General features: G+C 39.9%; 22 protein-coding genes and 1 riboswitch. Of the genes, 12 read left to right on the top strand and 10 right to left on the bottom strand.

What is annotated here, in order from left to right:
- Window positions 1-17 precede the first annotated feature (17 nt).
- Window positions 18-977, top strand: coding sequence for a carbamate kinase (gene arcC / locus HCJ54_RS15415; RefSeq protein ID WP_244966885.1), 960 nt, complete (start codon window positions 18-20; stop codon window positions 975-977).
- A gap of 57 nt (window positions 978-1,034) precedes the next feature.
- Here the strand turns inward: arcC and HCJ54_RS02280 are convergent, their stop codons facing one another.
- Entirely contained in the window at window positions 1,035-2,414 is a 1,380-nt protein-coding gene (locus HCJ54_RS02280) for a sugar porter family MFS transporter (RefSeq protein WP_187136479.1), read from the bottom strand.
- A gap of 128 nt (window positions 2,415-2,542) precedes the next feature.
- Between HCJ54_RS02280 and HCJ54_RS02275 the strand changes: the two genes are divergently transcribed.
- The gene (locus HCJ54_RS02275; RefSeq protein ID WP_187136478.1) at window positions 2,543-3,475 is read left to right on the top strand and encodes a helix-turn-helix domain-containing protein; all 933 of its coding nucleotides are present in this window, start codon (window positions 2,543-2,545) and stop codon (window positions 3,473-3,475) included.
- A gap of 342 nt (window positions 3,476-3,817) precedes the next feature.
- Here HCJ54_RS02275 and bla read toward each other — a convergent pair whose 3' ends face one another.
- The 3 genes from bla to HCJ54_RS02260 all read right to left on the bottom strand — a co-directional run bounded on the left by bla (window position 3,818) and on the right by HCJ54_RS02260 (window position 7,153).
- Window positions 3,818-4,732, bottom strand: coding sequence for a class A beta-lactamase (bla, locus tag HCJ54_RS02270; protein ID WP_222712941.1), 915 nt, complete (start codon window positions 4,730-4,732; stop codon window positions 3,818-3,820).
- Window positions 4,733-4,785: 53 nt separating this feature from the next.
- Window positions 4,786-5,451: a peptidoglycan recognition protein family protein gene (locus HCJ54_RS02265; protein WP_187136477.1), complete on the bottom strand. Its 666-nt coding sequence runs from the start codon at window positions 5,449-5,451 to the stop codon at window positions 4,786-4,788.
- A gap of 94 nt (window positions 5,452-5,545) precedes the next feature.
- Entirely contained in the window at window positions 5,546-7,153 is a 1,608-nt protein-coding gene (locus HCJ54_RS02260; RefSeq protein ID WP_187136476.1) for a GH25 family lysozyme, read from the bottom strand.
- A 529-nt stretch (window positions 7,154-7,682) separates the two neighbouring features.
- Between HCJ54_RS02260 and HCJ54_RS02255 the strand changes: the two genes are divergently transcribed.
- Together HCJ54_RS02255 and HCJ54_RS02250 are read left to right on the top strand one after the other, a co-directional pair.
- Window positions 7,683-8,483, top strand: a complete 801-nt coding sequence (locus HCJ54_RS02255) for a formate/nitrite transporter family protein (protein WP_187136475.1) — start codon at window positions 7,683-7,685, stop codon at window positions 8,481-8,483.
- 256 nt (window positions 8,484-8,739) lie between these two features.
- Window positions 8,740-9,255, top strand: coding sequence for a hypothetical protein (locus HCJ54_RS02250; protein WP_187136474.1), 516 nt, complete (start codon window positions 8,740-8,742; stop codon window positions 9,253-9,255).
- Between the two features lie 172 nt (window positions 9,256-9,427).
- Here HCJ54_RS02250 and HCJ54_RS02245 read toward each other — a convergent pair whose 3' ends face one another.
- The gene (locus tag HCJ54_RS02245) at window positions 9,428-10,348 is read right to left on the bottom strand and encodes a hypothetical protein (protein WP_187136473.1); all 921 of its coding nucleotides are present in this window, start codon (window positions 10,346-10,348) and stop codon (window positions 9,428-9,430) included.
- A complete protein-coding gene (locus HCJ54_RS02240; RefSeq protein WP_187136472.1) occupies window positions 10,345-11,019 on the bottom strand; it encodes a leucine-rich repeat protein in 675 nt (224 codons plus the stop codon). Before HCJ54_RS02240 ends, HCJ54_RS02245 begins: the two co-directional genes overlap by 4 nt.
- Window positions 11,020-11,218: 199 nt before the next feature.
- Here HCJ54_RS02240 and HCJ54_RS02235 point away from each other — a divergent pair, with 199 nt between their 5' ends.
- Together HCJ54_RS02235 and HCJ54_RS02230 are read left to right on the top strand one after the other, a co-directional pair.
- On the top strand, window positions 11,219-11,707 hold the full coding sequence (locus tag HCJ54_RS02235) for a GyrI-like domain-containing protein (RefSeq protein WP_187136471.1): 489 nt from the start codon (window positions 11,219-11,221) through the stop codon (window positions 11,705-11,707).
- A 287-nt stretch (window positions 11,708-11,994) separates the two neighbouring features.
- Window positions 11,995-15,825: a putative mucin/carbohydrate-binding domain-containing protein gene (locus tag HCJ54_RS02230; RefSeq protein ID WP_244966874.1), complete on the top strand. Its 3,831-nt coding sequence runs from the start codon at window positions 11,995-11,997 to the stop codon at window positions 15,823-15,825.
- Between the two features lie 103 nt (window positions 15,826-15,928).
- Here the strand turns inward: HCJ54_RS02230 and metX are convergent, their stop codons facing one another.
- Window positions 15,929-17,029: a homoserine O-acetyltransferase MetX gene (metX, locus tag HCJ54_RS02225; protein ID WP_187136469.1), complete on the bottom strand. Its 1,101-nt coding sequence runs from the start codon at window positions 17,027-17,029 to the stop codon at window positions 15,929-15,931.
- Window positions 17,030-17,182: 153 nt separating this feature from the next.
- A riboswitch (SAM riboswitch) is annotated at window positions 17,183-17,283 on the bottom strand.
- Between the two features lie 312 nt (window positions 17,284-17,595).
- Between metX and HCJ54_RS02220 the strand changes: the two genes are divergently transcribed.
- Entirely contained in the window at window positions 17,596-18,123 is a 528-nt protein-coding gene (locus HCJ54_RS02220; RefSeq protein WP_036065431.1) for an HdeD family acid-resistance protein, read from the top strand.
- Between the two features lie 45 nt (window positions 18,124-18,168).
- Here the strand turns inward: HCJ54_RS02220 and HCJ54_RS02215 are convergent, their stop codons facing one another.
- From HCJ54_RS02215 to HCJ54_RS02205, 3 genes are all read right to left on the bottom strand, one after another.
- Window positions 18,169-19,497: an LPXTG cell wall anchor domain-containing protein gene (locus HCJ54_RS02215; protein WP_187136468.1), complete on the bottom strand. Its 1,329-nt coding sequence runs from the start codon at window positions 19,495-19,497 to the stop codon at window positions 18,169-18,171.
- 163 nt (window positions 19,498-19,660) lie between these two features.
- Window positions 19,661-20,389, bottom strand: coding sequence for a Crp/Fnr family transcriptional regulator (locus HCJ54_RS02210; RefSeq protein ID WP_187136467.1), 729 nt, complete (start codon window positions 20,387-20,389; stop codon window positions 19,661-19,663).
- Between the two features lie 88 nt (window positions 20,390-20,477).
- Entirely contained in the window at window positions 20,478-21,017 is a 540-nt protein-coding gene (locus tag HCJ54_RS02205; RefSeq protein ID WP_187136466.1) for a biotin transporter BioY, read from the bottom strand.
- Between the two features lie 178 nt (window positions 21,018-21,195).
- Between HCJ54_RS02205 and HCJ54_RS02200 the strand changes: the two genes are divergently transcribed.
- The 5 genes from HCJ54_RS02200 to HCJ54_RS02180 all read left to right on the top strand — a co-directional run bounded on the left by HCJ54_RS02200 (window position 21,196) and on the right by HCJ54_RS02180 (window position 24,313).
- Window positions 21,196-21,528, top strand: a complete 333-nt coding sequence (locus tag HCJ54_RS02200) for a PadR family transcriptional regulator (protein WP_036059127.1) — start codon at window positions 21,196-21,198, stop codon at window positions 21,526-21,528.
- On the top strand, window positions 21,521-22,102 hold the full coding sequence (locus tag HCJ54_RS02195; RefSeq protein WP_187136465.1) for a DUF1700 domain-containing protein: 582 nt from the start codon (window positions 21,521-21,523) through the stop codon (window positions 22,100-22,102). The genes HCJ54_RS02200 and HCJ54_RS02195 overlap by 8 nt, the downstream gene beginning before the upstream one ends.
- Window positions 22,095-23,123, top strand: a complete 1,029-nt coding sequence (locus HCJ54_RS02190) for a DUF4097 family beta strand repeat-containing protein (RefSeq protein WP_187136464.1) — start codon at window positions 22,095-22,097, stop codon at window positions 23,121-23,123. Before HCJ54_RS02195 ends, HCJ54_RS02190 begins: the two co-directional genes overlap by 8 nt.
- Window positions 23,124-23,179: 56 nt before the next feature.
- Window positions 23,180-23,743, top strand: coding sequence for a hypothetical protein (locus tag HCJ54_RS02185; protein ID WP_187136463.1), 564 nt, complete (start codon window positions 23,180-23,182; stop codon window positions 23,741-23,743).
- Window positions 23,744-23,812: 69 nt separating this feature from the next.
- Window positions 23,813-24,313 carry a GNAT family N-acetyltransferase gene (locus tag HCJ54_RS02180; protein ID WP_036066285.1) on the top strand — a complete coding sequence of 167 codons (501 nt, stop codon included), beginning with the start codon at window positions 23,813-23,815 and terminating at the stop codon, window positions 24,311-24,313.
- Window positions 24,314-24,344: the final 31 nt, after the last annotated feature.

The following is a 24,344-nucleotide window of genomic DNA, read 5'->3' as shown; positions in this document are numbered from 1 at the left end:
TAAAGGAGGAATTTTCAATGGGAAAACGAGTAGTAATAGCGCTTGGCGGCAATGCGATTTTGCAACCGAACCAAGAAGCAACATTTGCCAATCAACTCAAAAACGTAGAAGACAGCTGTGCCAAAATCGCTGAAATCACAGAAGCTGGGCATAAAGTCATCGTCACACACGGAAACGGACCGCAAGTCGGCAATATTTTACGCCAAAATGAAGAAGCCAAAGAATTCGTTCCAGCGCTTCCGATCGACGCGTGTAGCGCAGAATCACAAGGTTTCATCGGTTACATGATGGAGCAATCACTAAAAAACGAACTCGCACGCAAAAAACTACCAACAAACGTCATCACGCTTTTAACACAAACCGAAGTTAGCGCGAGCGACCCCGCGTTCCAAAGCCCGACAAAACCAATCGGTGTTTTCTATACGCACGAAGAAGCCGTCCAACTCGCTGCCGAAAAAGGTTGGGAGATGGCAGAAGACGCCGGACGAGGATACCGCCGCGTTGTCCCATCTCCACAACCACAAAAAATCCACGGCGTCGAAGCGATTAAACAGCTCGTAGCCACAGATACCGTCGTTATTTCCACGGGCGGAGGCGGCATCCCCGTCGTTCAAAACGAAGAAGGCGACCTAAAAGGCGTTGAAGCAGTGATCGACAAAGACCGTTCCGCGTTACGCTTATCCGAACAAGTCGAAGCTGACGTTTTCATGATCCTAACTGATGTGACAAACGTGTACTTACATTTCGGGGAACCAAACCAACAAAAATTAGAAGGCGTTCCCGTCAACGAAGCAAAACAATACATGACAGAAGGCCATTTTGCAGACGGTAGCATGGGACCTAAAATGGAAGCAGCGATTGCCTTTGCCGAATCTGGAAAAGAAGCCATCATTTGCTCACTAGACGCTGCAGTAGAAGCATTAGCAGGCCGCGCAGGAACACGAATCTTACCAGAAAAAAGTACAGTGAACGCTTAAAAATGTATTTTAAAAAGGTCAAATAGCTCACCGCTACTTGACCTTTTTTGACGGCCACTAAATCGCTCTAGCAGCAGAAGTCTTATTTTTATTATTCAATGCTTTCGTCTCATTTTTCACTAACGCTTCTTCAATCTCCTCGAGCGTATAACCTCGCGTCTCGAATACAAAGCGTTTAACAAAGAATACCGCGGCTAAGCAAACCAATCCGAAAATGATAAATAGCGTCACATTTCCTATCGTTTCTTCTAAAACCGGAAAACTAACAGAAACGGTCCAGTTAGCTACCCAGTTCACCAACGACGCGATACCAACGGCTAAACCACGAATTTGTAGCGGGAAGATTTCGCCAATCATAACCCACATAACCGGTCCCCACGTCGCACAAAAACTTGAAATATAAGTAGCTAGGAAAATAAAGGTGAACAGATGGAATCCAGGTTTATCCGCCTCTAAATGGAACGCCGCAGACAAAGCAAAGAACGAAACTCCCATCGCCAAAGCCCCGACCATCAGAACTTTTCTCCGGTCAAAGCGATCCATCAACGACACGGCTACAGCAGTTACAATAACATAAAAAATACCTAGAAAAATTTGCGTCTGAATCGCCGAAGTAGCGTCCGTCCCACCACTCATTAAAATACGCGGCGCATAATAAAAGACCGTATTACAACCCATCCACTGCTGCAAAATAGCCAAACCAAATGCTGCAATCACGGATGGACGCACCCATTTTGAAAAGACATCTTTCAAACGACCTTTTTCGATATGGCTCTGCTCCTCAATTTCAAGGATTTCCGCCTCGGCCTCTGACTTGCTTCGAATGTTGAGTAAGATTGCTTCCGCTTCTTCTCGTTTGCCGACTTTCACCAAGTAACGTGGAGATTCCGGTAGCAAAATCCCACCAATAAACAGAACGAGTGCAGGTACCGCAGCAAAACCTAACATCAATTCCCAACCAATTGGTGAATCTCGCCAAACGTAATTCGCAATGTAAGCGAGCAACATACCAATCATGATCATCAACTGATTCAAAGAAGATAAGCTCCCGCGTTGATTCGCTGGTGCCAATTCGGCCAAGTACATTGGAACGAGTGCACTGGCTCCACCAACCGCTATCCCTAAGAACATCCGCGAAATAATTAAGGCCGTCACATCAGGCGACAATGCACTGCCCAAAGCCCCCACAAAGAAAATAAAAGCAGTCAAAATAACCATTTTCTTACGGCCATATCTATCAGATAACGGTGAAATTAAGACCGCCCCTACAACCGCCCCAATCAAAATACAACTAACGACAAATCCAATCTCGCCATTACTTAATTGAAGCTCATCCTGAATAAAAATTTGTGCCCCAGCAATGACTCCTGTATCATAACCAAATAATAATCCACCTAAAGCTCCGAAAAAATAAATTAAATTTTTTGATAATCTCATAAATATCCCCCATTTTTAGTAGTATAAACAATGATTGCGTTATTAATTTCCTCCTTTGATGATAAAAATTATATATTGCTTCCGCTTTCAATTTCGCTTATAGTAAGAATATTGAGGAGGGAAGGAACATGACAACTGAATTCGAACTGATTGAACATAGTAAAGTACAAGACATTCATGTTTTTTTGATTGAGATGCATTATCGTAGTACGCACCTACACATGGATATTGAAGTTGTGTATCTATTGAGTGGTTCCTTAAATATTGTGACAAATAACAAGAAAATTTCACTGGAAAAAGGAGACTTTCTTGTTTTAAACTCCTGCCAATTACACGAACTACATTCAAAAAACTCTGCGCTACTGTTAATTTTTCAGTTTTCTCCCAAAATTTTTGAAGCTTTTTTTCCTCAAATCAATGAGGTTTATTTCGATACAACGCCGATCGCTTTAGAAACTTCCGAGACTGGTAAACGCTTATTAGAGAACATATTATTAGCCAGTCAAGCCTACTTTAAAGAAGAAGAATACTTTTCGCTGCTTTGTCATGGTTTTTCCTCCATTATTATGTTTGATTTAATAAAACTCGTCCCTCACAAGCAAATAAAGGAAGAGAACAAAAATCAACTGCTACTGAAGCTTGAAAGAATTAAAAGAATAAGCGATTACATTTCAAAAAACTATCAGGAAAAACTACTACTTTCTGATATTGCCAAAAAAGAAGCGCTCTCATTTACCTATTTATCTCATTTTTTTCATGAAAACTTTGGTGTCACTTTCCAAGAATATTTAAATCTTCTTCGGTGTGAAAAGGCGAAATATCTATTAATTCATACAGAGAATACACTTTTAACCATTTGTGGCCTTTGTGGTTTTTCAGATCTGCGTTATCTAAATAGTTCCTTTAAACGTTTTTATGGAGTAAGCCCTAAAATTTTTCGGAAACAGCAACAAAATTGCGAAAATCAAGTGAACACACTAAAACAAGATGTAACGAATAAACAGTATATTTTCTCAAAAAATCAAAGCCTCAAGAAGATCAGCCAGCTACTCACTCTTTAATTCTAACGTGGACTAAAACTACAATGTTGCGTTTAGTTAAACAGCTACTTTTTTTATCACCTATTATAGTGAGCGCTTACTTAACGTATCTATAAACTGTATTTTAGCATTTTTATTTTTTATTTTCATACATGATTTTATTATCATTAATAGACTATCTTGCTATTTTGAATAAATGTCAATAAGGTAAACAGATAAATAGTTAAAATGATGGTCGCGCAATGAAAAATCAATCGGTTATGTTTACCAAGAGTACCAAAAAAGGTTGCTAAACTATTGCCATTATTAGTGGCAGGGTTTAGCAACCTTTTTCTGAGATAATCGAATTTTTAGTTGAACTAACTAATTGGATAAACCAAAGTGGCTACTCATTACTCTAGCTGCGTCTGCAATAAGCGCATCATCATATTCGTCGTCTTCGTTTGCTTTATTCGAATAGACGACTAAGATAATCGGGCTTCTATGCGGTGGGTACAGAACGGCAACATCATTGCGCGTTCCAAAAGAAGCAGCACCTGATTTATCGCCAACTTTTACATTTGCTGGAACGCCAGCTCGGATTAACGTATCGCCCGTAGCATTTCCTATCAGAATTTGATTGTAAAACTTTAACTTATCTGGCGCTAGTTTGTCCTCAAAAAGCAATTTCTTTAAGTTTTCGGCCATCGTTTTAGGGGTGCTTGTATCTCTTATATCACCTGGTATGGCGCTATTTAAATCTGTTTCAATCCGGGAAGAATCCGTGACGGTATCGCCTAAATGTCTCAATTGTTCTTGAAAACCTTTAGGACCACCTAATTGGTTGAACATAAGATTAGCGGCAGTATTGTCGCTATATTCGATGGCGGCACTGATAATATCTTTCAATGCCATGCCCGTGTCCACATGTTGCTCTGTGATAGGTGAATAGCTGACTAGATCGTCTTTTGTATACATTATCGTTTTATTTAGCTCGTCCCAGGAGAGGTTTTTAAGTAATATGCCACCCAGAAATGCCTTAATAGTGGAAGCAAAGGCAAAGCGTTGATCTCCATTGTGAGCGAATGTCTCACCAAACCCAGTATCAATGGCGTAAACACCTAATGTAGCTTGGTACTTCTTTTCTAAATTTTTGAGCTGAGCAGTTGTGTCTGACGCGGTTTTGGCTTCTGGTTTTGATTGGGCCAGCGCTTTTTCTTGACTTGGGGAACAGGTGACCATGACTAAAGCTACAACACTTGCGAGCATAACGTAAAATGATTTTCTTAGAATGACCATTATTTATAATCCTCCTTCTTCTTCATTTGTGTGCTTCACTGTGTACAAAGTATTTAGTTTGTAAGCTCCTTATTATAGTAATACTGGATTCGGTCTACTACATATGAAATAGGTATATCCCATTTTGGGAGATAGTTGAAGGGATCTGTGTGTGTTGTTCCACCTAATAATTCTGAGACGCCTCTGTGCGTAATCATATTTCCTAGCCCATTGTCGTCCATCAAATCAGGTGCCCCTAGGTTGTATTGATGGAGCATATGCGCCACGTAATTAGCATATTGTTCGATAGATTTTAAGACAGTTTCTTTAGATGTCCCATCGGGGTATTCCACTAACTCGACATGGATAAAACGTTTATTAGCGATTGCTCCAGCGCCCCAACCTAGATAATCGGTGTTAGCAATTTCGACGGTGTGGTCAGCATCTGCAAACGCATGAACAAAGGCATTTTCCCAAGTTTCTTGTTCATATTGAATCCATTCGTCTAAGCTTTTGCTAGTGTCTCCAGTAGAATGCAATACGATGCCTTCTGGTTTCCCGATACCATTTCGATACGGAAGTTTGGGGAAATTAGGAATATTTTCAAACGCTGGGCGCTTCTCAATAGTGGGTTCAATGACAGGTGGCTTAATAGAAGAGGCAAAGGCATCTTCCTGTTTTATACCAACTATTACAGCTACTAAGCAGATGATTAATGTTAATTTTATAGTTTTTTTCATTGATATCGCTCCTTTATTTTTATGATGAGAAGCTAACATAGTCAATATTTGCATCTAATTTTTCATTTTCGCTTTTTATGGAGATGGTTTGCGATTATTGTATGCTTTTTCTAAAGAGAATTCCTCCAAAAATAGTGAGGATTGAGCCTAATAGTAGTATAAACTGGTTGTTCTCATCACCGGTTTGAGGAATTTTATTTATCGCATCGTCATATTTTACAGGTGAGATACTATTTGCAGAGGTACCTTTATTCACATTGTTTGACATCGTTTGTGGGTTTACCTTTTTTGGTGGGTGAGATAATTCTGTTGCACTAGTTTGAGCGCTGTTATGCAAATTTTTATTTTCTTCCGAGACCGCTGGTGCCTTTTCTTTCTCTTTTCGATTATCTAATTGCCTAGAAGCTTCATTCAATAACTGTTGCAAACGTTCTTTTTGTTTTGTGTCTGTGATTTCATTTACCAACAACTGTACTTGGTCAATCATATCGCTACTCACGGTGTCTTTCACTTTACCACCTAGTTGTTGTCCTTCAAATAAATTCTTAATTGCGTCTTCTGTTATACGTTGTCTTTCTTTTTCTAATACTTGTTGTTTTGCAAGGTTTAAAGCTTGTTGGAATTCTGTTTTTTGTGGGCTATCATTCATTTGGCTAATTAAATATTGAACATGATCTATAAGTTCTTTATTCACATTCTCTTTAATACTACCACCTAGTTGTTGTCCCTCAAATAAATTTTTTATAGCTTTTTCAGCTGCAAGTTGATTTTCCATATCTGCGTTTCTTTCTTTTAACTGTCGCTGAGCTTCATCTAATAACTTTTGAAACGCTTGTTTTTGATCAGATTCTTTCAGTGAGGACAATAGTTGGGAAACATTATCAATTTTAGCTTGATCGGTGTCCTCTAAAAGGGTTCCGTTTTCATTTTGATTCTGAAACAATGCTTTAATAGCAGCTAAAACTTTTTGTTCCTCCAAATTATCAGGTATTTCTATTTTCTTGCCGGTGTAAAAGCCTGTATAGTCAATGTTAGCGTCAAGAAGCCCATCGTAGCCATCTAACCGATAATCGCTTGCAAATTGCCATAAACCAACTGGGAACGGGGGCTCTATAGGTGTTTCAGGCCAATAAGCTAGCCAGAAATTACTTATGGATAATTGATCCGGATAAAATCGATTTTGGTACCATGATAAAGAGGCGTACACATCTAATTTTTGGTAGCCATGTTCTCTCATTCTATCAAAAAAGGCATTGGCTTGATCAGTCAGTTCTTGGCGATCTTTCGTCAGAGCATTACCTTCTAAATCTAGTGCCATAACAGAGTCTTTTGGTACGTTTAAATTATTTGCTATCTTAGCAAACCAATCAGCTTCTTCTCTGGCGTTCTGGATACTATTCATCCAACTGTAATGATAAAAATTCACTCTAATTCCGGCTTCAAGTGCGCCCTTTATTTGTTCTTCAGCCTGCGGATTTAAAACGGGTTGATCATCTTCCATTCCTTCTGTGAGCTTAATAATCACCGCTTCTATACCTTGTTCTTTCCATTTTTTAAAATCAATGTTTTTAGGATCTTGCCACTTAGAAATATCAATAACATTTGGTTTTACAGGGTCGCTGGCTGCATGAACAACTTTTAATGATATTGAAATACCAAGACATACCGTGGCTAGAAGGAACAGTACCTTTATTTTCTTCATCTTTTAACCTCTTTTCTTTCTATTTAATAGTGGCCTCGAGTATAACATACAAATACTAGATGAAACCTGACATTTTTGTAAGGGAAATCAGGGGTTGGACTTTTGTCTAACAAGAAGTTTTCTGTAGCTATATTCTCATTTTTGTATTTAATAAATGAAAATATACCTATATAAACAGTTCTTTATACATAATTAATTGGGAATAATATCTATTTTTAATGCCAACCAGTTTTTAAAAGTATGCCAATTAAAATTAAAAGAGACAATTATTACTTTATATCGATTTTTAACGTAAACGCGGCGTGCGAAATAAAAGAGCCCAAAAGGAGAGGGATTTGAGGTGCATCGATACATGTTTTCATGTTTAGCTGGCATTCACAATGGGAATGGTAGTCTAGATTCATAAAATAAATCGGTTTCAGTAACTTTTCAGAAAAACTTTGAAAATCTCTAAAATGGTTATTTTCAATCGATACATTTCGTGCTACAATAGTAAAGTTGTGAAAACTGATTAATGGAGATGAAGAATTTGGACTCAGAAAATAGTACATTGATGCAGAAAATCGATTATAGTACGCGTAAGAAGATCGACCTTGTGCACCATAGTGTTGCCCGCTATATTTTCCGCGCTATACTGGCTTGTTTATTTTTAACATTAGGAACAGCGGTTGCGGTTATGATTGGCGATAAGGTAGATCACATCGCTCACGGACTCGGCAAAATTACTTATGCATTCATGTTCAGCTGGTCACTTGTAATGATTATTTATATGAACGCCGAGCTCGGTACAAGTAACATGATGTATATGACAACAGGTGTCTACCAAAAAATCATTAAACCCGGTAAAGCTTTAGGTATTTTATTCTTTTGTATATTATGTAATTTAATTGGTGGTATTTTAGCTGGATATTTGATGTCACTCACATCTGCATTTCACGCGTTACCAGCGGATCATTTCTTATTCACAGCCGTTACTGGCAAACTCGAAAAAGAACCGCTCCAAATCTTTATTGAAGCGATATTCGCGAATATTGTTGTAAATACGGCAGTTATTTGTACGATGCGGATGAAAGACGATGCAGGTAAAATATTTGCGATGGTTTTCATTATTTTCATCTTTGCTTTCCTAGGCTTCGAGCACGTTATCGCCAACTTCTCGTCATTCTCCTTGGCATTCTTTGCCTCAGGCGGTCATTTAGATGCGATGACATGGAGCAGCGTAACAACGAATCTATCATTAGCGCTACTCGGAAACTACGTCGGCGGGGGTCTCGTTATCGGACTAGGCTACGCATGGCTGAATAAAACAAAATCAATTTATAAAGACTAGAAAAATTCGTGTGTGCCTCTCGTGATGAAGAGGTACCACGAATTTTTTGTATATATATTTGATAGTAATAGATGGTATTTGTTGTTTTAAGTAATTAGGATTGCTTTCATTACTTAGGGCTTTATAGGCAATATTATGAAAGCGTTTTCTTTTTCGGCTTTTATATCTATAATTCATTTTTTGTACACAGATATTTACCTGAAAAAAGGTTAGAATAAGAGGGTAAGGAAAATAATGACAAGAGAGGGTGAGGAAAATGAAAAAAGTATTAGTAAAACGTTTAATTATCGGAGTACTGTCTGTTGGGGTGGTTCTTTCACCATTTGCAAGCCAATACAGCGGTCTCTCCACTCCTGTAAGCGCTAGTACCACTGTTTTTCAAGAAACTTTTGATGCGGGTCTATTAGGGTGGTCGTATGATTATGCATCTGTTGGAACGGTTAATGGAAATAAGTATATTCATATTCAATCAGGGGAGAATACTTCGTCCATTCCAGGGTCAGGTGTTATCAGTGACATTGGATTCATAGAAAGAGATGTTCCAGGCGTTTCTAATGGGCAACGCTATAAAGTAACTTTTAGAGCTTCAGGTGTAGGTAATGTTTCCATCAATAATGCGGATTATATTAGGATTAATACAGGCAGTGTGAATATGAATAGCGCCCAAACTTACTCTTACGAAGGAGTATCTAACAAAAATGTTATCAATATATTCGCTATAACATTGGGGTCAACGATGGGTATAGATGATATTAAAATAGAGGCGCTATAAGCAACGTTTCCAAAAAGTGAAAAAGAGATATTTATTGCTAAGGAAAGCTGTAAATAACAGCTTTAAGTAGGTGCTTTCTCATTAGGGAGGTGCCTTTTTTGTTGTGCTTTTATCATAAATAAATGCGGACCACAATTAGCCTGAGGTAGACTTATTACAATCCGCGTTTTATTTATGGTGCGAGAACGAGTTCCCACTCTATCTCTGTGCTAAAGTTGCCAACAAAGGCTTGGTTTCCCACAATATTTAGCAAGATGCCACGATCTTCTTCCCAACGAATTTCAGTCGCATCATCTTTAGCTGTACTCTTAAAAATAGGGAGTGCTTCGTGTGTTAACGCCGTCTTATTACCAGACGAATCGACATAAACAAGCGCGTTGTTGAGTGTTCTTGCTGAATCAGGATCTGTCAGAGGCTTCTCAATTTTAGCATGAACTTCCCAATCACTTTTATTGAAACGATTGTCTCTAATCAAAATACCAGTAGTAGGATCAAATCGCTTCACCAATAGGTCACGCTCGGAAATAGTATAATCTTCAAAATGAAAATGTGGTCTAAGCGTTTCAAACCCAATGGTCCCCGATTTGACGGTAACAAGATGCTCCTCAGAACTAGGCCATAGGTCAGGGCTTCCTAAATTATTGATGAAAAAGCTCGCGGTAAAAGTGCCAGAATGTGAGGCAAGTGCCTGCTCGGCTACTACTAGTCCAAGCGTTCGTGTTAGAAAACTTCCATTTTGAAACCACCCAAAAGAAACGTTCGTTGTTGGCGCAGTTTTATATTCGAAGGCGGGAATGTTTAAGGTCTCCCCTTCTACTAGTGATTGCTCGGTGGTATCTTTTGGATAAGTAACAACCGTATTGGCGTGTAAACTAGAACTATCAATACTGTTCAAGTTGAGTTTACTGGAAGCTAGAATCAAAAGTTTGGAAATGTTACTAGAGCCTGTAGAGAACGTATCCTCATGTGCTAGAGACGTGGCATTTTTAACTTCGACATATTCTAAGCGATCAGAAGCGATGTAGTTCAACAAATCTTTAGGTAAGACGGAAAGCCCATTTAATTTAAGGACGCGCAGATTTTTGAGATTCACAAAAGTAGCAGAAAACTGCTGAGTGATGTTATTTTGGGAAGATCGAGCGTATCAATATTTGTATTTTCTAGGACAGTACTTGTGAACGTTGTTGATAAATTAGGTGCCTCAAAGGTGGTTAAGGAACTAGCGCCTGAAAAAGCCCAGTTATTCATCTTGCTGAGGCTAGAACTTTTGAAAGAAGTGAGGGACAGACATCCTCGAAAAGCGCCAGTGTCAAGAAGGTCTACATTCGTCAGCTCCACTTCTTGTATACCACTATAGGCAAAGGCGTATGTTCCAACATTCTTGATCGTGTTGTTCGTATCGATTAATTTTGTCAATTTAGGCGCATAGTATGCTAGGAACGAGGGAATGTTACTGGTGCCATCTAATTCCAATTCTTCTAGGTTATAAAAGGTATAGACGCCTTGATTACCATACGCTGTCATATCACCGACAATTTTTAACCGCTTTATTTGATTTCCTTGGAGATCCATCGCTTTTATATACTGGAGAACTTCATCCCCAGTAGCAGCACCCGCAATAGTTAAAACAATATAATCCTTGCTTGGAATCGTGGATGTAATAGATGCCGCCCGCTCCTCTGCAATGGCTGATTTACTCGTGATATGGGACATTACTAACAAAATTGCTACCATGATAAGTGCCATATAAAAATACTTTTTCATAAGATTAGAAATTCCTCCTCTAATTTTTGATATATCTTCATGATAGCCTGAGTGAGGAAGAAAATCCCTAACTTCTTTTTCTCTTTTTGTGTATTTTGTGTGGTAGCGGTTGTGAAAAGAAAAATTCGTCCAGAAAAGGTATACTAAAGATAAGCCGCTTTCATAGAGCGAAAATGAATCTTGAGAGGAGTAAATAAAAATGGAATACAAAATGATAGAACGAGAAAAATTTCAAGTTGTAGGAATCAAAAAAGTATTTTCATTTCATCAAGGGCAAAATTTAGTGGAGGTACCGAAGTTTTGGGAGCAAGTGTGGGCTGACGGGACAATAGAGCAACTAGAAAAGCTGAGCAACAAAGAGGTACCGAATTACATGGGAATCTGTCACGTCTCGGAGGAGCAAGGGCCAAAGCAGGAGATGGACTATTGGATAGCGATAGAACACGCGGGAGAGGTACCTGAAGGGATGGAAGTATTCAACGTGCCTGAGTTTCAATGGGCAGTGTTTCAATCTGTAGGTGCATTACCTGAGGCGATTCAACAAACGTGGCAACAGATCTTTTCCGAATGGTTCCCGACGAGTGGTTACGAGCATGCGCCAGGGCCAGAAATAGAAGTTTACGGACCCGGTGATAGTAGGGCTGACAATTATGAATGTGATGTTTGGATACCGGTGACAAAGAAATAAGTGCGACATTTCGCGCTTATTTCTTTGCGCTGAAATGTGGTGTTTTGCAAAAATATACATATTAAAATGAAAGCGTATTCTCCATGATTTTTCCGCGATTAAGAGTCGGTTTTTTGTAACCTTTTGAGCAAAGTATAAATGGTATAATTAATACATTGAGAGAGGGGAGGAGCGGCTGTTTAAAGGTCTGTAACCAATAAATAAACGGAAAAATCAGAAAATAAGGAAGGGATTTAGAAATCATGTATAAAAAATGGAGTAAGATACTATTCATAGGGGTATTCTTGATGGTAATGATTGCTTTTTCAGGAAACTTAAAAGTGGAAGCGGCAACCTTTGAAAAGAAAATGAATACGTTAGATAACCCGACTTGGCTGAGTAAACAAGGCCTTTCCAAGGGGATTAATCACGATCGTCAAGATCTGGGAGTGATAATTCCTAAAGGTGAGATAATTGAAATCAGACAAGTAAACAAGGATTTTAACAGTAATGTCACACTAGAATTACTAAATGATGATCGAAAAACAGAAAGTTCACATGCTATTGGGAGTTCATGGGTGACGGTGACTGCAACAGCTGATTCCGTTCCTTTTATCCGAACGACTTATACAAAAGAAGCCCCTATTTTAGAGTATAAGGTAAATGATTCCGTTATCCAGTTGCCTGTGTTCAAACAATGCAACGATGAGGCCAGCTTCTTTAAAAAATGGGACGAATCCGATGCTAAATTTGGTCTTATTAGCAACAAGTACATTCAAATATTAGTACCAGCAAGAGACAAGGATTATCTGAAAAAAATGGATGATTACGCTTCTATCGATGATTTATTAGCATACTATGACACTATGTTTGAAACGTATAACGAACTAGAAGGGCTGTCCTTCACACCAGAAAAAGAGACGGATAAGAATATTGCCAATCGCTACTTCGCTAAGGCAGATAAAAATGGACCGGGCGGAGCATATTATGGAGATACGGTTACCGCAGAAACGAGTAGTTCTGTCGCGTCATTTTGGTTAAGACCTGGTTGGGGAGGCTTACATGAAATTGGGCATGGCTATCAAGGGTCATTTATGCGTGACACCACTTTTTCAACAGGGGAAGTTTGGAATAACCTTTTCGCTGATACGATGCAAAAAAAGATGCTAGGAAACGACTATTATAATGGATGGTTATACGCTGGGAGTACTCGCGAACGAGAAGATGCTTTTGAGGAACGAGTATACACAACAAAAACACCCCTGAATAGCTGGGATGTAAGAAACAAACTATACATGTTAACCATGATGAAAGATAAAGCAGGTGATAAAGCTTTCACACACTTCAACCAAGCGTACCGGGCAGCAGCGAATGCTAATGCAATCCCTTCTCCGTTGCTACTTGATTTGCTTACGAGATATTTCGGTGAAACGAGCCGCTATGATTTCACAGCATTTGTAGAGCTTGTGCAAGGTTCCATGTCGGCCAAACAAAAATCAGAAAATCTTTATTCGGGAAACAAGGCTGTATATCCGCTGGCATCCCTAGTTTCAGGAAATAACTTGAGAAATGCACGAAAAGATATTAACCTAGACTCCAAGTGGGGATTAGTGAGTAATAAACAACTTGAAAAATATAAACTAAGCAACACAGCTAAAATCGAATTTTCAATCGATGATTTTGCGCAAATGAAAGGAAGCGTATTACGAATTAAAGACGGCGCAGATGTTGTGCGCGAAATTAAAATCACGTCACCAATCCTCACCGTTAAAAATATGCCGGTCGGAATTTATTCACTAGATATTCCAACAGGAAACACACGTTTTTATGATCCATCGACCAATTATTTAGTAGTTTCAGATCGTGAAAATTATACCAACATAGCGATGAACGAATTGCAAACATCAGAAATTGCAGTAGAAAACATGATATTTAAAGGACTAGGGGACGGTGTTTTTGCAACAGCTGCGATTGATCCTGAAAAAGGAACGATGGAATTGAATGTCATAAGCAGTGAACCCCATGTGTATTTTTCAGGTGAGTATGCCTCTATCGAAGTACTTGACGAAAATGGGAATTCGATTTTCAAAAGAGTGATGAACGGAGCAAGCACACAAACCGGTCAGTTCACAGCCGCTATAAAGCCAGGATACACGATTAAAATAATGCATAAAGAACCTTCTCGTTTCAGTATTGACAAAGCGTCACTAGGTCTTGTGAATAAAAGCACAAATTATACGTTGAAGGTAACGAAATATGGCTTAACAAATGAAACCACAGGCGTGACAGGACAGGATGCGCTCACCAATTATAAAAATAAGCTAGTAGCATTCGCAGCAACAATAAATAATGACACAGTTCTTAGAAACGAAGACAACGCTGGGGTAAAAGCCAAGTTGAAAAAAGCCATTCAGTATTTAGCAGATACAGACATCGATAAAATCAAGTTTCAAAATGACTATGCAGACTTGCTTGCAATAAAAAATAATGTCACCCAAAACATGCTAACTGGTGATAAATTTAGGTTCTTAATGAGAGGTATAAGCGATTGGGAATTTGCCAATTTACGCATTAATTTAGATACAAAACAAGCAACAATCACGCAAAATGCTGGCGAGCCACATTGGTATTTCCCAGGAACCTACGCAACAGTGAAAATTAATAATGCTAAAGGAAAAGAAATATTTGCAAAAGAGTTTAATGGACGCGGGTATGCCTCGGCATCGAATAATACGGTTGCCATTGCAGTGGGCGATTTTATCACAGTGACACATCTAGAATCGTCTGGACGTCTCATTACGACAAATGAAGAAACCGGTGAGCGTTACAGCTCGCACCAAAATGCTACCTATGTTGTGACACAAGATGGTCTTAAAAAAGTAGATGCCACAAAAATACCGACACCGAATCCAGACGAGTTTGACGGAACCAATTTTGAATTTAATTTCAAAGGTTTATGCGACATACAATTTGCAACCATGAGTCTAGACTTAGCAACGAACCAAGTGAAAATTTCGCAGCAAGCTACTGAGCCACATTGGTATTTCCCAGGAACCTACGCATCCATTACTATCTATGATGCGCGTGGAAAACGTGTGTATACGAAAGAATTCAATGGACGCGGCTGTATCCCAAGCGCTCTGGATAACGTAAAAATAGGGCAAGGCTATTATATGACCATTATGCATCAAGAAAATACAGGACGCTTGAATTTCATCAATGCAGATACAAAAGAAGCCTATACGACAGCGAAACAAGCCACATATCAAGTAACAAAGGATGGTCTATTAAAAGTCGCAGAAGAAAGCATTCCAACCATTAATCCAAATGATATAGATGGAAAACTATTTGATTTCACGTTCTACGGGTTAGGTAATAAGAATTTTGCGATTCTAAAAATGAATCTAGCATCGATGGAACTTAACTTTATACAATATGCAGTCAAACCGCATGTGTATTTCACAAAGAAAGAAGTGCCATATGCAACACTTCACATAAAAGATAAGGAAGGAAGAACGGTTTACAGACATGCGATGGTCGGCAATGAAGACGTTGGCAAAGTACTCAAAAAAATCAAGTTGGAAGAAGGCTATTACGTGATTATCGAACATTTAGAAGGCATTAGTAGACTGAAATTGGCAACGGATAATATACTGCAAAGCCCACTAGCAAAACAAAATGTATATCAGGTAAGTACGAATGGATTAGTGAAGAAAAGCATTCAAGACATCCCAGTCCCATCCAGATTCACCAAAGAGAAAATATATAGCTCCAATCTTGCGTTTACCTTCAGAGGCCTTGGTAACGAACAATTTGCATCACTTATTCTGGATAAAGACAAAAATACACTACATCTTAATATCAAAGCAGTCAAGCCTCATGTGTATTTTTCTAGCACCTATGCAAGCATTGAGGTGAAAGATGCCTCAGGAAAAGTCGTATACACGAAGGACTTCATTGGTAATGAAACTCAAACAGCAGCATCATTAGATATCCCGATACATGATGGCTACACAATTCAAGTCAATCATCAAGAAGTAAGCAGACTTGTCGTGACAGATATTATTACAAAAGAAACCTACAAAGTGCAGACTGAAAATGAGTTTTTGGTAGAAAGAATTGGTTTGCTAAGAGACTAAAGAGAGCATGTAATCCATAAAGGTCGGATATACATGGTATCAAAATAAGCGTTGGTATCGAGAACTAATCCCAGATTAGCCCTTGATGCCAACACTTATTTTTTTATATCACACGCGAATGTTGCGTCAAAAAAGTACTAATAAGTGGATGAAATTTCTCAACTTCGACCAAAAAGGCATCATGCCCATAATCCGAATCGACCTCATAATAAGTCACGGGAACATCCCATTCTTTTAAAAGCTCATAATCTCGGCGCAAATCGTGAATCCGAAACAGCTGATCACTCGTCACGCCAACCAATAAATACGGAATCTGAATCGCAGTGAAAAGCGGTTTTTCATCCGCGCCATTCACCGTCACATCAAACAGATCAATCGCTTTCGTCAAGTACAGATAACTATTCGCGTCAAACCGTTCTACAAACGAATCCCCCTGATATTGCAAATACGACTCCACCTGGAAATGCTCTTTTGAGAATGCTCCTGGCGAAGAATCTGCCACTGTAAAGCGCTCAAATCGCTTCGAGAACAGCTCACTCGTACGATACGTCATCATTCCGACCATTCGCGCTGTCGCAAGCCCGCCCTCCGGTTGACCGACATAATTCCCATCATTGAAATCAGGATCATTCAAAATTGCCATTCGCATAATCAAATTATAGCCAATCGCCTCAGGACTTGCCGCAAGAGGAGATGCTAAATTAATCACACTTCCCGTTATTTCCGGATAATCAATCGCCCATTGCGTCGCCTGCATGCCCCCCATCGAACCACCAATAACCGAGACGACATGCACGACACCAAGCGCATCTAGCAATGCTTTTTGTACCTTAATAATATCTTTAATCGTAAAACCTGGAAAATGTAACCGATACTCGGCTCCCGTTTTGGCATCGATGGAGGAAGGCCCTGTTGTCCCACTACAGCCACCAAACACATTCGTACAAACAATGAAGTAATCAGCAGGATCCATCGTTTTTCCAGGCCCAATAAAATCATCCCACCAGCCAGCAACATCCGCCTCAAAATGTTTCGCAGCGTGTGCCGTCCCAGTCAGCGCATGTTCTAACAAAATACAATTATCTCGAGTCCCCGCAAGCTCTCCATACGTTTCAAAACCAACCTCAATCGGACCAATCGTTTCCCCATTTTCGAGTACTAATGGCGTCTCTTTAAAAAGTTCTATCTGTCTAAGCGTCCCCATGTCATCACCTTTTCTTTATCTTATAGTTTTAAAGCTGCTCTAGCGCAAGCGTTCCTTGCTAAATTCCTTATAAAAGGAACGAAAAAACCCTCTCAGTAAGCTTCGAAAAGCACTACTAGAGAAGGCTGAAAAGACAACGATTCATTAGTTAATAGCTTATCTTCGCATACATACAGCTGGAATTAGCACCGTGATTCACATATCCGGTTGCTAAGGTTTCACAGGGCCAGTCCCTCCACCTTTCTTGATAAGAAACATATTAAATTTATTCTATCATACAATTAAAAAGGAGTAGCTGTCAAGAGGAGTAGACAGATTTTTCGAAAGAATGATGCACCTATTATAAATTATGAACTTTTTAAGCAGTTGTGATTAAATTTCGTCTAAAAATGGTCCAAAAAACGATAAAACAACGCTTACATTCTGTTTTTCGATCGGGTATGTGTCTATAGATAGAAAAGATAAAATAATAAACAATACAATTATTGTTTTAACTGAGATAAATAGGGTAAAATAAGCAACGGAACCTAAAAATTCTAATCATAAAAAAGGAAGTGTTACATATCATGAAAACATTCACACGTATACTTGTCCTATTGGCAGGTATAGCAATGATATGTTTAGGAATCTGGTTTGTGTTCCATCCAGGTATTTCTTTACTATCATTCACCTTATTCATCGGAATCTTAATGCTAGTCGTTGGGGTATTCCAAATCATCCAATATTTCTCCAACCGTAGCGGACAAAAAGTCTCAGGTTGGATACTCGCAGAAGGGATTCTTTCGCTATTATTAGGTATTTTATTATTGGCGGACCAATTCGAAGGAACAGTGACATTAGTACTTGTCTTCGGCATGTGGGTCCTATTTGCAGGAATTATGCGTACAATCGGTGCCTTTGCCGCTAAAAATGAAAATGCACAAGGTTGGGGCTGGCTCCTAACACTCGGCATTTTAGGAATCGTTCTAGGTTTCATTGCCTTGTTCAACCCAATCGTTGGAGCAATTGGTATTGTGATCCTTGTAGGAACATTCTTCATTGTACAAGGTATCAACTGTATCGCAACGTTCTTCTTCGTTGGAAAACTAAAGTAATAAAAAAGACGAAAAATCTAACACAGATTTTTCGTCTTTTTTATATTAGCTACGTTTTCTAAGAACGGCTACTGCAATTCCTGAAATAAGCAGTCCGGCAAATACTAAACCAGACGTGCTTTCATCGCCAGTTTTTGGTAATGATTTAAGGTTTGTTGTTTTTGCTACAGTAGCTACTTTGATAGGAGCTTTTTTCACAACTTGAGTAATAGATGGTTTTTCAGCATTCTCAACTGGATCAACTTTAAGCGTTCCGCCTTGGAATGTGAACTCGGCTAAGTCGCTAAACTCCCCAGTATCCATATCGAAGCTACCTAAGAATACCGTTTGTCCAGTAACAAGAGGTGTACCTAATTTAATATGGAAATTACCATTCTCGTCAGCATCAGACTGTCCTAAAGAAACGCCATCTTCCGATAGAATGACGACAGTTGTCAGCGGTTCTGCCGTTCCGAAAACATCCGTTGCAGTAGTCTTAGCGACATTGACAACTGGTGCGTCAAAGAAGTAGAAGTCTTCGCCCACAACAGTATAAGTTAGGGTCGCACTAGCAGTATTACCGCTCGCATCTTCTGCAATGATTTCCACCGTTTGTTTCCCTTCTTTAGATGTATCTAAAGTTTCTTGGCCATTTGCAAAATAAAGTTTAACGAAACCAGAATTATCAGTTGCGTCAACCAGTTCATCAGCGTACCATTCTTCGTCAGCTGATACGTAGAAATTATTATCATAGACGTCAATCACCGGTTTTGTTGTATCAACCACAGTGTAATTGACAATGATGTTTTCTGTTGTCGTACCATCTGTCGCTACAACAGTGACGGTCTGCGCGCCTATACGGTTTACAGCAGGTGCTTTAGCGAATGATAAAGTGACACCTGAGGTCGCTGTTACGAATTTGCTTGGGTCTTTCACTGCTACGTTGATTTCTGTTGTTACATTTGCTTTTGCAGTGGCTAGGGCAGCTGCCGCTTTGACAGGTGCTTTCGCAGGTTCTGTCACGGTGTAGTCAGCAACGATTTCTTGTGTTGTTGTGTCAGCAAACGTTGCGATAATCGTTGTTTGGAATGTTCCAGCAACCGCTGTTTTGGCTTCCGTTCCTGCTTTAAAAGTAAGTGTTGTGCCTGTTTCTTGAATGGTTACAAAATCAGCAGGTGTAGTAGTAGCATCTTTAACAAATGTTATGTTCGCATTTGGTGTAAGGGCGGTTGCTGCTAGTTGAACTGGTGCAGCATCCTTTGTTTCAGGTGTCGCTGGATCCGCGTATGTAACCGGTGTTTTTACTTCTTCTTCCGCGAATACTGGTGTTGCAAGTGAAAGCGTTAGTCCGCATGCGAGTAAGCCGCAAGCCAATTTTGTTGATCTGTTAGTCATTAAATTCTCTCCTTTTTTATGTGTAATAAATATAGTATACAGAACTTTAGTTAAATTGTCATCACTTATTTGTAACGATTCCCATAAAGAAAGCGCATTCTGTCGAAAATATGTCACATGTTTGTAATAAAAAACCAGTGATTGGGAAATCACTGGTTACATTTCAGTCTTCTGTTGTTAACGAATATAGATCTGTGTACTTCATGCCAAGCATTTCTTTAGCCGCTACCATATCATATATTTTCCATGGCTTTGGAGAAAGAGAAATGTGGCCATCTTGTTCCAATTTGCGCAAATTGGTAGCCACATAGGCGCGTGCTAAGTTTAAGTATTTGCCAATCACTTTTTGTGTAAAATAATACGGAATTAAGTAAGAGCCGTCTGGTTCTGCGCGACCGAAGCGTTCGGCGACGATGACAAGACCAGCCAATATTTTTTTGTCGGACGGTAGATTAGAGAGCGATTCACGCACTAAAATAGGATGTGTGAAATTCAAATAGAAGAAGTAGGCGTACCAGAAGCTTTCTTGACCGAAAGTGATTTTATCGATCACATACTGGCGCTCGAATTGAAGCAGTGTGACTTCACTAATAGATGTATAGGCAACAGGGGAAACGGCATTTTCTAGGACGCTTAAAAATCCTAAAATGTCATTGGGACCGCAGAACGTAAGGATAGAATCATCGCGGGCGGTTCCTTTTGACATGGCTACCATTCCCTTTCTAACGACATAAAAGTATCGATTAGAGCTGCCCTCTTCCATAATAACCTCATTGCGGCGGTAATTTAATTCCGTATAAGGTGGTGGTCCTTCGCTTGGATCCATCAAAATGGCTAGCAATTTGTCGGTATCAAAGCTTTCTTTCAGATTGTGGTAATCGTATAAAGTCATAGTTTGTCCCCTTTTCTCACAGATTATCTATTTTATTATATCGGAGCAAAGAGGGTTTGTATAACGTTTTCCCTTGAGTGTCAGAAAGTTAAACCAATTTCGCAGTCACTAAACGCTTGCGAATACTGATCCCAATCAGGGCGGCAAATATTGCTTTTAGGATGCCTGGAATAATGAAAGGAGTAACGCCAGCAGTAAATGCGGCGCTCCAAGAGAGGTCTCCGCCAAATTTTAGCCAAAGCGCGCCAAATAGTAAGGTAATGAAGGAACCGATGATGTTGGCGAAAATAGCGTAAGCCATGCTGAAATTCGTTTTTTCGATTAGGAAACCCGTTACGTAAGCATTGAACAGGAAACCAATCAAAAAACCACCTGTTGGGCCAAAAAGAATGCCAAGTCCGGCGCTCATTCCTGCAAAAACGGGTACGCCAATTGCACCAAGGACAAGGTAGACAGCAACAGAAATGGTCGCATTTCGGGCACCAAGAATGGTGGCGGCAAGGCCAATCGCGAATGTTTGTCCGGTTAATGGGATTGGACCGATCGGGATGGTTACTTGAGCGAGTATGGCAATGATGACTGCGAATAGGGCATTAATAATAAGTTGTTTTAATTTTTGATCTCTCATAATTTCTCCTTTGTTAACTTGATATGATATTAGGTTAACATTAAGGTGCGGAATTGGCAATACTATTTTTTTTCGTCACTACCTTGCATTAATTACTAGTCCGTGATATAGTACTTATAACAAGTAGTGATTAATGTTCAGTACTGAAGTTTTGCTAATAAGAAATGGAGGGTTCGGCATGGAAGTAAATGTGCAATTTAAAAAAGGTGTGCTGGAATTATGCTGCCTATTCCTGATTCATAAGAAGGATCAATACGGCTATGAGCTTGCGCAACATGTTTCGCAATACGTAGAAGTAGCTGAGGGCGCGATTTATCCCGTTTTGCGCCGTTTAGTAAAGGAAGGCTACTGCGATACGTATTTGAAGGAATCAACAGAGGGTCCATCGCGGAAATATTATCAACTAACGGTTAAGGGTGAGATGTATATGACGGAATTAATGTTTGAATGGAAAGATTTTGTAGCAAATGTGAATCGATTGTTTGTGGAAGGGGGAGAGCAAATTGGATAAAACGCAATTTTTAGATGAACTGGCATTGAAGCTTTCGGGGCTAGGACAAGAGGAGAGACAGGAAATCTTAGCGGACTATATGGAACATTTTGCAGCGGGGGCAGCAAGCGGTAAATCGGAACAGGAGATTGTTTTTGATTTAGGGAGCCCGGATGAGATTGCGCGTGATATTTTAGCGGAACGTAGCGAGATACCAGCTGGTGAGGCACCGTATTATGTACCGCGACCTGTTGTACGTAAAAAGCGTGGTGTGGCTGGAAGGATGTGGTTATTCCTCGCGATGTTGATTCCCAATCTTGTCGTTTACTCCTTGCTTCTCTCATTTTGGGGTGTTGTCGTTGGTTTTGCAGGATCGACATTAGGATTCTTTTTGACACCGTTTGGCTTTGTTTTGGACGCGGTGTTGAATCAGAATTTTGAGTTGTATAAGTTATTTGGAACGATTGCGGTTGTTGGTCTCGGCTTCATTTTCTTTGTCCTTACGATTTGGCTCGCCAAGGCAATGGTAACGGCATCGATCGCTTACACAAAATTCAATATTCACTTGATGAAAGGGGAGAGCAAGCATGTTTAAAAATAAATGGAAACTACTTATTATTGGTGCGGCGCTTCTTCTCGTTGGAGGTATCGGTTTTGGCCTGACATTTAACAATGATAATGTGGATCGTGGCGAGGCTTACCACCGCGAATGGCAACTGGCAGATGGTGATATTTCGCTGATTAAACTGATGGGTGATCAGGATATGCGCGTCAATGTAACAGAAAGTACAACTGGAAAAAGTTATGTGACGATGAATGGTCATTTGTCGCAAGAGGCCATTAATCGTTTAGATAAGAGTGTGAAAGCAAATCAGGATAATTTAACGATTGATATTGAGAATGAACAAGAATGGTTCAGCTTTTTGGAATTCCAAATATACGGGGAGCAGACAGTGACGATTCACGTTGCGAAGGGCGCGAAATTGGGCGAATTAGCGACGAATCTGAGTTCGAGCGATTTGTCGGCACATGACGTGACGGCGAAAATGATCTCGCTGAAGGCTGGTTCTGGTGAGATTGAGGCTTCGAATTTAACGGCGGATACGACAGTTGTTACGAATAGTTCAGGTAACATTGGTTTGAAAAACGTGACATCTGATTTAGAAGTGACAAACGGTTCAGGAGAAAACGAGATTCAAGGTATGAACGGCGATAAATTAAGCGTGGCATCGAACTCTGGTGATATCGAGGTCAAAAGTGTGACTGCGAAGACGACCACGCTGACAAATGGTTCCGGTAGCATCGATGGAGAGCAAGTAAGTGGTGCTGTCAAAGTGGATAATAATTCCGGTGATATTGACCTTTCTGGTTTGAATGATGCGGCGATCGTCAATAGTGGTTCTGGCGAGGTAGACTTAGACTTTAGCGATGTGAAAAAAGATGTGACAGTAGACGCGGATTCTGGTGATGTCAACATTGAAATTCCGACTTCGTTTGCAGGATTCTTAGACTTGCGCAGTAACTCAGGCGATATTAAATCACCAAACATCAAAACAAGCTCAAAAACAGTCGTGAAAGTTCGGACTGGATCAGGAAATATAAAAATAGAGCAGTAATTAGGTAGGGCGGGCTCAGGCTCGCCTTTTTATTTCAATAAAGGAGAATGGAAGTTATGAAAGTATATGTCATTTTAACGAAAACAACGACGGTTCCAGGTCGGATTATTCAAAAATATACGCGTAAACCGTTTAATCATGTATCGATCAGTTTGACGGAGGATCTGACGCGCGTGTATAGCTTTGGAAGGCTTGGGAAACGAAATCCACTGAACGGTGGTTTTGTCGAGGAAGATATGCGCGGTGGTGTGCTTCAAGAGGCAGCTACGGCGATACTGAGCTATGATATCACGCCAGTACAACACGCACGGATTCAAAAGGAGTTGGACTGGTTTTCGCTGACTTCGGAGAATTATCGGTATAACTTTTGGGGGATTCTTGGGTTGGTGTTGCGTTTGGATTTATCGGGGAAAAATGAGTTTTTCTGTTCACAGTTTGTCGGACATATTTTAGAGCTCGGTGGCATTTCGGTTGTCGGAGATCGGAAGCAACATTTTCTGCAACCGTGTGATTTTTTGTATGAAGGGAAGATGAGAATAGAGTTTTGTGGTGCGATGCCGAGGTATCTGGAGCAGTTCGAGGTAGAGGAACAGGAAATGGCATCGCTTGCTTCGGCGTGACTAAAAGTCGGATGAGAGGGTATAATAAGTGATAACGCTACATCTCAAGGATGAAAGGGGAAATCACAGATGACAGTTCAAATTCGAAAAGGTACGCTTGAAGACATTGGTGCTATTCAAGATATTGCGGTAAAATCTTGGCACGATACGTATGAGCAAATCATTCCGCGCGATGTGCAGGATCGTTTTTTAGACATGTTTTATAATTTGGAGACGCTAAAAACGCGTGTTGCGGCAACGCCATTTGCGGTATTGGAACAAGATGATGATGTGATTGGTTTTGCAAATTTTATTGAGCTTGAGAAACGTAAGAGCGAGCTCGCGGCTTTTTATTTATTGCCAGGCGTGCAGAATAAAGGTTTCGGGACGATGCTCCTAGATGAGGGTATCAAATTATTCGCGCTACCATTGCCGTTATTCGTCAACGTGGAACTAGAAAACAAGAATGCGATTGCTTTTTATAAGGCTCGCGGTTTTGTAGAATGGGATAAATTCGATGAAGATTTTTATGGGCATAAGTTGGAGACTGTGCGTTTGCAGTTGATTCAACATGTTGAAGAAGAAGTTTAAGCATAAAGAAACACCGCTAAGTGAGGCCCAA

Source organism: Listeria grandensis (genome assembly GCF_014322885.1).
Classification (GTDB): Bacteria; Bacillota; Bacilli; order Lactobacillales; family Listeriaceae; genus Listeria_A; species Listeria_A grandensis.
The sequence above is the reverse complement of the archived record's forward strand: the minus strand, read 5'-3'. Positions and strand labels throughout refer to the sequence as shown.